The organism is Streptomyces sp. NPDC050988, from assembly GCF_044456225.1.
Taxonomy (GTDB): Bacteria; Actinomycetota; Actinomycetes; order Streptomycetales; family Streptomycetaceae; genus Streptomyces.
Map to the genome: position 1 here is coordinate 118,246 of NZ_JBITFQ010000026.1, position 11,309 is coordinate 129,554.

Genomic DNA, 11,309 nt, shown 5'->3' on the forward strand with positions numbered 1-11,309 from the left:
AGATGGATCTCGTTCTTGACGTTCTTTGTTGCTTCTGAGTCGACTGAGGTGAAGCCGCTAGGGCCGACGACCTCAAGCGTCGGGAATGTCCGCCTTCGCGCGCACCAGGGTTTCGCGCGTGATGATCACGATCCGCTCGTAGTCTGCTCGTGCGGCGTCGGGCGGGAGCTCAGGGTCGAGTTCCTTGGTGGCCTCTCGTCCGATGACAGCGAAACTGCCATCGCTGAGCTCGAAGATGTCGGGGCACGACTGACCAGTGGCGCTTCCGCGCTCGCGTGGTGAAGCCCCGACACGTCGCACGATTTTCACGGATAAATACCAGCCTCTAGCTCGGGTAGTGGACGTTCTCCGAGCTGAAAGGGGTTCCTCGGAGCGTGTTGACTCCGAGATTGGTGGTCGTCGGAGGCGGTGTGTCTCCGAGCGCGGGGTGTCCGTCGGAGCGCCCAGAGTGGGCAGGCGATACATTATTCGGTTTCTGATGCTTGTGGGGTCCGAAACGGCGCATGAGTCGGGTGAACTTCCCCTGCTTCCCTTGACGGTAGATGGTGCTGGGATGATAAGTGCGCGTTGGGGGCACTATTGGCGCGCGGGTGTGTGTGAGCGGTGCGCGCGGGTTCCGCACGGCTGGTGAGGGTGTCGTGCGTCGACAGCTCAGGAGGATCCTTCGGGTGGCTCCCCCACGACCCACCACTCGTCGGTGTCCGAATCGGCCTGCTCCTGTATCAAGTCTTCCATCATCTGGCCCAGTTCGGCCTCTTCCGACGAGTCCGGCAGGCTCTCTCGGTGGTGCTGCGTAGCTGCCCAATACTCCTGAAATACTCTGTTCTGGCACATGATCCGGAAATGTCCGTGGAGTTCTCGCTGGGTCAGGGCGCCGATGCGGTGAAAGTACAGGGCGTTGACGTAGAGGGCATTCGCGAAGAGGTACTGCCGTTGCTTTTCGGGGGTGACGTCGCTGTCGTACGTGTTGAGGACCGCGGCGAGTGCGGGATCGTCCATGGCCTTGCAGAGCAGGTCGAAATGGAGTCTGTGCTGTTCGGTGAGGGCGGCGCGCTTGCGGTGCCGGTTCCCTGCGACCGCGACGGCGCCCGCCGCAGACGCGAGCCTCGCCCTGGCGGCGGAGAGCCGCCCCTTCCACAAACTCTGTGTGGCCATGTCAACCCCCGAATCAGGCGACCGTCCGCCGGTCGTCGGTGTGGGTCGCCAGGGGGCGGACCGGCGAGCGGTGGGCGGCGCGCTTGCCGTCTCCCAGGGTGCCGAGCGGCTCTGATCGGCAGGGAGGCGGAGAGGAGGCGCACGGAGGGAAGCGCGGGTCGCGCAACTCGGCGCCATGCCAGACGTGTGCCCCGCGAGCGCCGCTAACAATCGTTCACTTAGAGGGCTTTCCACCGGCTCGTATCCTGGATGGGCATTCGTTTCCCGTCATGAGCGCCGGTCCGTGAGCCGGTGCACGCATTGGTGAGAGAGGTCGCGCGTTGAGTCAGGCGAGCCCCCAGCAGATCCCGGTCATCGTCCTCGCCGGCTTCCTGGGCTCCGGCAAGACCACCCTGCTCAACCATCTTCTGCACCGCAGCGGAGGCAGCCGTATCGGTGCCATCGTCAATGACTTCGGTGCCATCGAGATCGACGCGATGGCCGTGGCCGGGGCGCTCGGCGACTCCACCGTCTCGCTGGGCAACGGGTGTCTGTGCTGCGCCGTGGACGCCAGTGAGCTCGACGTCTTCCTGGACCGGCTCACTCAACCCTCCGCCCGGATCGACGTCATCGTCATCGAGGCGAGCGGGCTGGCCGAGCCCCAGGAACTGGTCAAGATGCTCCTGGCCAGCGAGAACCCGCGCATTGTCTACGGCGGACTCGTGGAGGTCGTCGACGCCGCGGAGTTCGACACCACCCGCCAGAAGCATCCCGAGATCGACCGGCACCTCGCCATCGCCGATCTGGTCGTCGTCAACAAGGCGGACCGCGCGCCGGATCCCGACCGTGTGATCGCCCTCGTCCGGTCCCTCACCGACCGCGCCGCCGCCGTCGTGCCCGCCTCGTACGGGCGGATCGACCCCGAGTTCCTCTTCGACCGCAGGCCCACGGAGGAGCGCATCGGGCAGCTCTCCTTCGACGATCTGCACCGGAACGAGGAGGGCGAGTCCGACGGCCTTCCCAAGCCCCACGGCGTTCCCGAGCCCCATGGCCTCCACGACCATCACGGTCTCGACGGCCATCACGGTTCCCGCGGCCATCACGGACATCTGCATTCCGCCTACGAGTCCCTCTCCTTCACCTCCGAAGTGCCCCTCAGCCCCCGGCGGTTGATGGACTTCCTCGACAGCAGGCCCGAAGGTCTATATCGGATCAAGGGGTACGTCGACTTCGGCCCCGCCGACCCCCGGAACCGGTACTCCGTGCACGCCGTCGGCCGTTTCCTGCGCTTCTACCCGGAGCCCTGGGCCCCGGGCGAGCGCCTCAGCCAGCTCGTCCTCATCGGCTCGGGCATCGACGCCCTCGCCCTCGGCAAGGAGCTGGAGGCGTGCAAAGAGGACGCCCCACACGCCGACGAGCACAGCATGTGGGGCGTCCTCCGCTACGTACAGGAGTGGGACGAGGAGCAGGGGGCGGAGCCGGAGGCGGCGCAGGACCCGGACGGCCGGGCCCAGGGCGGCGCCGGCCTGCCGGGTGCCTACGACGTCTAGGCCGCCTCTAGACCGGGCCCGCCACCACCGAGACCGTCTTCGCCAGTGAGACGCCCGAGCCGTCCCGTCGCGGGTCCATCTCGGGCAGCTCCGCGGGCGTGCCGTCCTTCTGTGCGGCCCGGGCCGGTGCGGGACCTGCCCAGGCGAGGCTCAGGCAGTCCTCGCCCTTCAGGAACCGCTGGCAGCGCACGCCACCTGTGGCGCGGCCCTTGCGCGGGTACTGGTCGAAGGGCGTCAGCTTGGCCGTCGTCTGGACCGAGTCGTCCAGCGTGCCGCGCGAGCCCGCCACCGTGAACACCACCGCGTCAACGGCCGGGTCCACCGCCGTGAACGAGATCACCTTGGTGTTGTCCGTGAGCTTGATGCCCGTCATACCGCCCGCGGGCCGGCCCTGGGGGCGGACCTGGGAGGCCTGGTACCGCAGCAACTGGGCGTCGTCGGTGATGAAGACCAGGTCCTCCTCGCCGGTGCGCAGTTCGGCCGCGCCGACGATCCGGTCGCCGTCCTTGAGCGTGATGACCTCCAGCTCCTCCTTGTTGGAGGGATAGTCGGGCACCACGCGCTTGACGACACCCTGCTGCGTGCCGAGGGCGAGCCCCGGCGACGACTCGTCGAGCGTCGTCAGACAGACGATGTCCTCGTCGCCCTCCAGGGTCAGGAACTCCGAGACCGGCGCGCCTCCCGAGAGGTTGGGCGCCGCCGTGGTGTCGGGCAGCTGCGGGAGATCGATGACGTTGATCCGCAGCAGCCGGCCGGCGGACGTGACCGCGCCGATCTCGCCCTGTGCCGTCGCAGGGACGGCGGAGAGGATCAGGTCGTGCTTGGCGCGCTTGCCGTCGCTCTCCCCGAAGGGGTCACCGTTGGCCGTACGCGCGAGGAGCTTGGTCGACGACAGGAGCACGCGGCACGGGTCGTCGGCCACCTGGAGAGGCACGGTCGCGGCGGCGGAACCGGCGGACTCCAGCAGGACCGTACGCCGCTCGGTGCCGAACTTCTTGGCCACCGCGGCCAGTTCGGACGACACCAGCTTGCGCAGCTCGGAGTCCGACTCCAGGATGCCGGTCAGCTCGTCGATCTCGCCGTTGAGCCGGTCGCGCTCGGTCTCCAGCTCGATGCGGTCGAACTTGGTGAGCCGGCGCAGCGGCGTGTCCAGGATGTACTGCGTCTGGACGTCGCTCAGCGAGAAGTGCTCGATCAGGCGTTGCTTGGCCTGCGCGGAGTTCTCACTGGAGCGGATGAGGCGGATGACCTCGTCGATGTCGATCAGGGCCACCAGCAGGCCCTCGACCAGGTGCAGCCGGTCGCGCTTCTTGCTGCGGCGGAACTCGCTGCGGCGGCGCACGACCTCGAAGCGGTGGTCGAGGTACACCTCCAGGAGTTCCTTGAGGCCCAGCGTGAGCGGCTGGCCGTCCACCAGCGCCACGTTGTTGATGCCGAAGGACTCCTCCATCGGCGTCAGCTTGTAGAGCTGCTCCAGGACGGCCTCCGGCACGAAGCCGTTCTTGACCTCGATGACCAGGCGCAGGCCGTGCGCACGGTCGGTGAGGTCCTTGACGTCCGCGATGCCCTGCAGCTTCTTCGAGCCGACCAGGTCCTTGATCTTGGCGATCACCTTCTCCGGGCCGACGGTGAACGGCAGCTCGGTGACGACGATGCCCTTGCGGCGCGCCGTCACATTCTCCACGGACACCGTCGCGCGGATCTTGAAGGTGCCGCGGCCCGTCTCGTACGCGTCCCTGATGCCGGTGAGGCCCACGATGCGGCCGCCCGTGGGCAGGTCGGGGCCCGGGACGTGCTTCATGAGCGTCTCGAGATCGGCGCCGGGGTGGCGGATCAGGTGACGGGCGGCGGCGATGACCTCGCCGAGGTTGTGCGGCGCCATGTTCGTCGCCATGCCGACCGCGATGCCCGACGAGCCGTTGACCAGGAGGTTCGGGTAGGCGGCCGGGAGGACCGACGGTTCCTGCTCCTGGCCGTCGTAGTTCGGGGAGAAGTCGACCGTGTTCTCGTCGATCGACTCCGTCATCAGGGAGGTCGCGTCGGCCATCCGCGCCTCGGTGTACCGCATGGCGGCCGGCGGGTCGTCGTTGCCCAGCGAACCGAAGTTGCCGTGGCCGTCGACCAGGGGCAGGCGCATGGAGAAGGGCTGGGCCAGGCGGACCAGGGCGTCGTAGATCGACGCGTCGCCGTGGGGGTGGAGCTTACCCATGACCTCGCCGACGACGCGGGCGCACTTCACATAGCCGCGGTCGGGACGCAGGCCCATCTCGTTCATCTGGTAGACGATGCGGCGATGCACGGGCTTGAGGCCGTCGCGGGCGTCCGGCAGGGCTCGGGAGTAGATGACCGAGTACGCGTACTCGAGGAAGGAGCCCTGCATCTCGTCGACGACGTCGATGTCGAGGATGCGCTCCTCGAAGTCGTCCGGAGGCGGGGTCTTCGTGCTGCGGCGGGCCATCGCTGCTGCGACTCCTTCACAGTCTCTGCCGGGGCATGAACGGGTTCTGACGGGCTCCATTGTGGACCGGCCCACTGACAACGTGGACCACGACCCGTCCGTACGGGCCTCCTGGGCCGTGTCTCCGGCTGCCCCAACAGGCGTGGCGGGCCGCCTCCTCGGCCTTTTCCACAGGCCTCGGAAGCGGTGAACCCGCGTGCCCGCACAGGGCTTCGGAGGCCGTGCGGCCGCACGAGCGTACGGGCTCCCGGCGCCGCCCGCGTGCTCGCTCTCGGCGTACGCGCCGCGGGAACTTCGCCAGCTGTCCGCGCGCTTGCATACAGTGGCACGACTAGCAGGAATTCAGCAGTTTTCCGCGATCGAAGGGACGTACATGCCCATGGGTCACACGGCCACAGCTGAGGCCGGTTCCGGCGGCCTGACAGCGACCGAGCACCGCCTGGCCAACGGCCTGCGTGTGGTGCTCTCCGAGGACCACCTGACCCCGGTCGCGGCGGTGTGCCTCTGGTACGACGTCGGTTCGCGCCACGAGGTCAAGGGCCGCACCGGACTTGCCCACCTCTTCGAGCACCTGATGTTCCAGGGCTCGGGTCAGGTGAAGGGCAACGGCCACTTCGAACTGGTGCAGGGCGCGGGCGGTTCGCTCAACGGCACGACCAGTTTCGAGCGCACCAACTACTTCGAGACCATGCCCACCCACCAGCTGGAGCTCGCCCTCTGGCTGGAGGCCGACCGCATGGGCTCGCTGCTCGCCGCGCTCGACGACGAGTCCATGGAGAACCAGCGGGACGTCGTCAAGAACGAGCGCCGGCAGCGTTACGACAACGTCCCCTATGGCACCGCTTTCGAGAAGCTGACCGCCCTCGCCTACCCGGAGGGCCACCCTTACCACCACACCCCGATCGGGTCGATGGCCGACCTGGACGCGGCCACCCTGGAGGACGCTCGCGCGTTCTTCCGCACCTACTACGCGCCCAACAACGCCGTTCTGTCGATCGTCGGGGACATCGACCCGGAGCAGACACTCGCCTGGGTCGAGAAGTACTTCGGCTCGATCGCGGGCCACGACGGCAAGCCCGCCCCGCGCGACGGTTCCCTGCCCGAGACCATCGGTGAGCAGCTGCGCGAGGTCGTCGAGGAGGAGGTCCCGGCCCGCGCGCTGATGGCCGCCTACCGGCTGCCGGAGGACGGCACGCGCGCGTGCGACGCGGCGGACCTGGCCCTGACCGTGCTCGGCGGCGGCGAGTCCTCCCGGCTCTACAACCGGCTCGTACGCCGTGACCGCACCGCCGTCGCGGCCGGGTTCGGCCTGCTGCGCCTCGCGGGAGCGCCCTCCCTGGGGTGGCTCGACGTGAAGACGTCCGGTGACGTCGAGGTGCCGGTGATCGAGACCGCGGTCGACGAGGAGCTCGCCCGGTTCGCCGAGGAGGGTCCCACCGCCGAGGAAATGGAGCGCGCCCAGGCCCAGTTGGAGCGTGAGTGGCTGGACCGTCTCGGCACGGTCGCCGGCCGCGCCGACGAACTGTGCCGGTTCGCCGTGCTGTTCGGCGACCCGCAGCTCGCCCTCACCGCCGTCCAGCGGGTCCTCGAGATCACGGCCGAGGAGGTCCAGGAGGTCGCCAAGGCCCGCCTGCGCCCCGACAACCGCGCGGTGCTGGTCTACGAGCCGACCGTCGCCGAAGAGGCCGAAGAGACCGACGCCGCTGACGACACCGACGAGGAGGCGGCCAAGTGACCGAGCTCGCCACGATGGAATTCCACCCGCAGCCCCAGGCCGGCGAGGCCAGGCCCTGGGCCTTCCCGGCCCCCGAGCGCGGCGCGCTCGACAACGGCCTGACGCTGCTGCGCTGCCACCGCCCCGGCCAGCAGGTCGTCGCCGTCGAGATCCTCCTGGCGGCCCCGCTGGAGGCCGAGCCGAAGGGCCTGGACGGCATCGCCACGATCATGGCGCGTGCCTTCACCGAGGGAACCGACAAGCACTCCGCCGAGGAGTTCGCCGCCGAGCTGGAGCGCTGCGGCGCCACCCTCGACGCGCACGCCGACCACCCCGGCGTACGGATCAGCCTCGAAGTCCCCGTCTCCCGGCTCCCCAAGGCGCTCGGTCTGCTCGCCGACGCCCTCAGGGCACCCGCCTTCGAGGACAGCGAGATCGAGCGGCTGGTGCGCAACCGGCTCGACGAGATCCCGCACGAGACCGCCAACCCGGCCCGCCGCGCAGCCAAGGAGCTCTCCCGGCAGCTCTTCCCGGCGACCTCGCGCATGTCGCGGCCGCGCCAGGGCACCGAGGAGACGGTCACCGCGATCGACTCGGCGGGCGTCCGCGCCTTCTACGAGAAGCACGTACGCCCCGCCACCGCGACCGCCGTCGTGGTTGGCGACCTCACCGGCGTCGATCTCGACGCGCTGCTCGGGGACACGCTCGGCGCCTGGACCGGATCGCAGGCCGAGGCCCGCCCCATTCCGCCGGTGACCGCCGACGACACGGGCCGCGTGATCATCGTGGACCGGCCGGGAGCCGTCCAGACACAGCTGCTCATCGGCCGCGTCGGCGCCGACCGGCACGACCGCGTGTGGCCCGCCCAGGTGCTCGGCACGTACTGCCTCGGAGGCACCCTCACCTCGCGCCTGGACCGCGTCCTGCGTGAGGAAAAGGGATACACCTACGGTGTGCGGGCGTTCGGCCAGGTGCTGCGCTCCGCGCCGGACGGGACGGGCGCGGCGATGCTCGCCATCAGCGGATCCGTGGACACCCCGAACACGGGCCCGGCGCTCGACGACCTCTGGAAGGTGCTGCGCACCCTCGCGGCCGAGGGCCTCACCGACGCCGAGCGCGACATCGCCGTGCAGAACCTCGTGGGCGTGGCGCCGCTGAAGTACGAGACGGCGGCCGCCGTCGCGGGCACCCTCGCCGATCAGGTCGAGCAGTACCTGCCGGACGACTTCCAGGCGACGCTGTACCAGCAGCTCGCCGCGACCGGCACCGTGGAGGCCACCGCGGCCGCCGTGAGCGCCTTCCCGGTGGACCGCCTGGTGACCGTCCTCGTCGGTGACGCCGCGCAGATCGAGGAGCCGGTCCGGGCCCTCGGAATCGGTGAAGTCAGCGTCGTGGCAGCGGAGTAGAACGCGCAGTAGAAGGCGCAGCGGAACAGGGCCGTTCCGCGGAGAACCCAGGTGACCGAAGGGGCGCCTGGGTTCTCCTTTTGCCCGGACTTCAGCACCAGAACCGCTGGTTGTCCGTATTGGTAGGGAGGTTGCCCGTCTGCCCTGTGGCATGCGCTACAAAACCCTTGATCCGTTTGTTGATTGAAAGACGCCCCGCTTAGCGTCGGTCCGGCTGTTCGTCAGGCAGTGCGCCGCGCCCGCGGCACCGGACAGTCATCGCCGAGTCCCCGTACGGCGCGAGCCAGGGGAGCCGGGGACCCATACGTAGTCCCTGGGGTGAATCGGACGCCCTTCCCGAAGGATGTCCGTAGGAGACCTTCCTGCTCCGAACCCGTCAGCTAACCCGGTAGGCGAGAAGGAAGGAAAGGACCAGCCACTTCATGGCGTTCACTCGCGCCGCCGGGAAGCACCGTCGTCCCAGCCGTATGAAGCGCACGACCAACCGGACCGTCGGCGTCGCCGCACTCGCCACCACCGGTGTGGTCGGCACCCTGGCTGCTCCCGCACTCGCCGCCGAGAGCCCGGCCGAGCAGACCCTGACCCAGGCGATCACCATCGGCGACTCGGTCGCCGACCAGATCGACGCGCAGGCCGCCGCCCAGCAGCAGGCCGCCGACGAGACCGCCGCCCGCGAGAAGGCCGAGGCCGCCGCCAAGGAGCGGGCCAAGGAAGCCGCGGAGAAGGCCAAGAAGGAGCGCGAGGTCAAGGCCCGCGCCGCCCGTGCGGCCGAGCGTGAGCGCCTGCTGAAGTCGTACACCGCTCCCATCTCCGGCTCGTACGTCTCCACCGGCTACAAGGCCGGCGGCGCCGTCTGGTCCTCCGGCAGCCACACCGGCATCGACTTCCACGCCGCGAGCGGCACCGCCGTGCACGCGGTGGGCGCCGGTACCGTCGTCGAGGCCGGCTGGGGCGGCTCGTACGGCAACGAGGTCGTCCTCAAGATGAACGACGGCACCTACACGCAGTACGGGCACATGTCGTCCCTCGGTGTCTCCGTCGGCCAGACGGTCACCCCCGGTCAGCAGATAGGCCTCTCCGGGGCGACCGGCAACGTCACTGGGGCGCACCTGCACTTCGAGGCGCGGACGAGCGCGGAGTACGGCTCGGACATCGACCCGATCGCGTATCTCCGCCAGCACGGCGTGAACGTCTGACGGCGGGCGACCGCCCTCCCGCGCGGCAGCCTTCCCACGCAACGGCCCGCCCGCGCGGACACCGCTCCCGAAGGCCCCGGCTCACCGAGCCGGGGCCTTCGCGCGGTTCTGATCACTTCCTGACGGCTTCTCGGCCACTTCCCGGCCGACTTCGCACCGGACGACTGCCTGTTCAGAAGCGAGGTGTGTCCAAAAAATATCCATGGATTCCGGTCCGCCATCGGAATTTCCCGCTCTCTGCAATAGAGTCACCGAACAAGCGTCAATCGACCGCGTTTCGCGGGGGTTAAGGCGGAGGTCCGGTCATGCGTATTCCCGCGCACTCGGTATGCACGGCGATCCGTGACGACATCGTCGCGGGTGTCTACGAGCGCGGCAGCCGGCTCACCGAAGAACTGCTCGCGCGCCGGTACGGCGTCTCGCGGGTCCCCGTACGGGAGGCCCTGCGCACCCTGGAGGCGGAAGGCTTCGTCGTCACGCGCAGGCACGCGGGCGCGTGTGTCGCGGAACCGACCGAGCAGGAGGCCGCCGACCTCCTGGAGATGCGCATGCTGCTGGAGCCGCTGGGTGCAGCGCGCGCCGCCCAGCGTCGCACGGAGGCGCACCTCAAGGTGCTGCGCGGCCTGGTCAGGCTGGGCCAGGAGCGGGCCAGGAGGGGCAACAGCGAGGATCTGCGCTCCCTGGGCGGCTGGTTCCACGAGACGCTCGCACAGGCCTCCGGAAGCCCCGCGCTGACCTCCACGCTCGCCCAGTTGCGGCACAAGATCGCCTGGATGTATTCGGTCGAGGCGCCCGCGCACCCGGCCGAGTCCTGGGCCGAGCACGGTGCCATCGTGGACGCCGTCGCACGCGGCGACAACGACCGGGCCAGGGCGATCACGGCGCTGCACACCGAGCGGGCGATGGCCGCGCACCGGCTGCGCTTTCCCGGCGGCGGTGACCGCGCGGAGCGTGTGAGGACTTCGCAACATCCCGTAAACACGGCGGGCCTGCGGCATTAACAGTGGCGCCGTATACAAAGAGAGTTATTCGCCGGGGTCTATTTCTGCTGCCCCTTTTTTCCACGTGCCGGGAATTTCCACGCACGTGATTTCCGCATGCGCGGAACCAGGATGAGTGGAACCCGATACGCGGGCATCCGAAAAAGCCCGGACGGTGCCCGGGAGCGCGGCGAAAAGCAGCGAGACGGCGTGACGCACGGGAAAAACAGTGCGTGAGGCCACAGCACGGCGCGCGTCCTGCAGACGGAAACGGCGGAGCCGCGTCACCCGGTATGGGTCGACGCGGCTCCGCCGTACGTGGTCCGCGAGGTCAGACGGTCTCGGGGAGTTCGTCGAGGCCCTCGGCGACCAGCTTCGCCAGGCGGTCGAGCGCGGCGTCCGCGCCCTCGGCGTCGGAGGCCAGGACGATCTCCTCGCCGCCCTGGGCGCCCAGGCCGAGAACCGCGAGCATCGAGGCGGCGTTGACGGGGTTGCCGTCGGCCTTGGCGATCGTCACGGGGACGCCGGAGGCCGTGGCGGCCCGGACGAAGATGGAGGCGGGACGGGCGTGAAGGCCCTCGGCCCAGCCGACGTTGACGTGGCGCTCAGCCATGTGATGCTGCCCTTCAGGTGTCTCACGGTTGTCTAGACCATTGTTCCATATCGTGAAGCGTGCCCCGGGCGGCTGCGGATACCGGGCCCGAGGCGGCTTCGGTCACCCAAGACTGCCTCGCGCCCCTGTCGGACGCGAGCCCGCCGTCGCCGGGATGTGAACCCCTGGGGCGTGACCCCCGGGACCCCGAACCCCGGGACACGTACCGGCACGCGCCCGGGACATGAACCCCCGCGGCCGGGACCGGCCGTTGTCGGA

At 69.4% G+C, this 11,309-nt stretch carries 9 protein-coding genes and 1 riboswitch; of the genes, 5 read left to right on the plus strand and 4 right to left on the minus strand.

The genetic code is table 11. The features are described from left to right. Window positions 1-72: 72 nt before the first annotated feature. Together ACIBEI_RS37345 and ACIBEI_RS37350 are read right to left on the minus strand one after the other, a co-directional pair. On the minus strand, window positions 73-309 hold the full coding sequence (locus ACIBEI_RS37345; protein ID WP_398894957.1) for a hypothetical protein: 237 nt from the start codon (window positions 307-309) through the stop codon (window positions 73-75). Window positions 310-651: 342 nt separating this feature from the next. After that, entirely contained in the window at window positions 652-1,155 is a 504-nt protein-coding gene (locus tag ACIBEI_RS37350) for a DUF6082 family protein (protein WP_398894959.1), read from the minus strand. Between the two features lie 320 nt (window positions 1,156-1,475). Between ACIBEI_RS37350 and ACIBEI_RS37355 the strand changes: the two genes are divergently transcribed. Beyond that, window positions 1,476-2,684 (plus strand): CobW family GTP-binding protein, encoded by a 1,209-nt coding sequence (locus ACIBEI_RS37355; RefSeq protein WP_398894960.1) that lies wholly within the window; start codon window positions 1,476-1,478, stop codon window positions 2,682-2,684. A gap of 7 nt (window positions 2,685-2,691) precedes the next feature. On the opposite strand, the gene ACIBEI_RS37360 is transcribed toward ACIBEI_RS37355, so the two are convergent. Further along, a complete protein-coding gene (locus ACIBEI_RS37360) occupies window positions 2,692-5,142 on the minus strand; it encodes a DNA topoisomerase (ATP-hydrolyzing) subunit A (RefSeq protein WP_398894961.1) in 2,451 nt (816 codons plus the stop codon). Window positions 5,143-5,515: 373 nt separating this feature from the next. Here ACIBEI_RS37360 and ACIBEI_RS37365 point away from each other — a divergent pair, with 373 nt between their 5' ends. From ACIBEI_RS37365 to ACIBEI_RS37380, 4 genes are all read left to right on the plus strand, one after another. Beyond that, window positions 5,516-6,877 carry a M16 family metallopeptidase gene (locus ACIBEI_RS37365; protein WP_398894962.1) on the plus strand — a complete coding sequence of 454 codons (1,362 nt, stop codon included), beginning with the start codon at window positions 5,516-5,518 and terminating at the stop codon, window positions 6,875-6,877. Next, window positions 6,874-8,262, plus strand: a complete 1,389-nt coding sequence (locus ACIBEI_RS37370) for a M16 family metallopeptidase (RefSeq protein WP_398894964.1) — start codon at window positions 6,874-6,876, stop codon at window positions 8,260-8,262. Before ACIBEI_RS37365 ends, ACIBEI_RS37370 begins: the two co-directional genes overlap by 4 nt. A gap of 249 nt (window positions 8,263-8,511) precedes the next feature. Continuing rightward, window positions 8,512-8,672, plus strand: a riboswitch (cyclic di-AMP (ydaO/yuaA leader). A gap of 12 nt (window positions 8,673-8,684) precedes the next feature. Further along, the gene (locus tag ACIBEI_RS37375; RefSeq protein WP_398894965.1) at window positions 8,685-9,458 is read left to right on the plus strand and encodes a M23 family metallopeptidase; all 774 of its coding nucleotides are present in this window, start codon (window positions 8,685-8,687) and stop codon (window positions 9,456-9,458) included. A 305-nt stretch (window positions 9,459-9,763) separates the two neighbouring features. Then, a complete protein-coding gene (locus tag ACIBEI_RS37380) occupies window positions 9,764-10,459 on the plus strand; it encodes a GntR family transcriptional regulator (RefSeq protein ID WP_269654860.1) in 696 nt (231 codons plus the stop codon). Between the two features lie 310 nt (window positions 10,460-10,769). Here the strand turns inward: ACIBEI_RS37380 and ACIBEI_RS37385 are convergent, their stop codons facing one another. Then, window positions 10,770-11,051, minus strand: coding sequence for an HPr family phosphocarrier protein (locus ACIBEI_RS37385; protein ID WP_398894967.1), 282 nt, complete (start codon window positions 11,049-11,051; stop codon window positions 10,770-10,772). Between the last annotated feature and the right edge of the window lie 258 nt (window positions 11,052-11,309).

Excerpts from the sequence above, each read along its gene's own strand:
- ACIBEI_RS37350 (WP_398894959.1), bottom strand. The coding sequence starts at position 1,155 with ATGGCCACACAGAGTTTGTGGAAGGGGCGGCTCTCCGCCGCCAGGGCG.
- ACIBEI_RS37360 (WP_398894961.1), bottom strand. The coding sequence starts at position 5,142 with ATGGCCCGCCGCAGCACGAAGACCCCGCCTCCGGACGACTTCGAGGAG.
- ACIBEI_RS37365 (WP_398894962.1), top strand. The coding sequence starts at position 5,516 with ATGCCCATGGGTCACACGGCCACAGCTGAGGCCGGTTCCGGCGGCCTG.
- ACIBEI_RS37375 (WP_398894965.1), top strand. The coding sequence starts at position 8,685 with ATGGCGTTCACTCGCGCCGCCGGGAAGCACCGTCGTCCCAGCCGTATG.
- ACIBEI_RS37380 (WP_269654860.1), top strand. The coding sequence starts at position 9,764 with ATGCGTATTCCCGCGCACTCGGTATGCACGGCGATCCGTGACGACATC.
- ACIBEI_RS37385 (WP_398894967.1), bottom strand. The coding sequence starts at position 11,051 with ATGGCTGAGCGCCACGTCAACGTCGGCTGGGCCGAGGGCCTTCACGCC.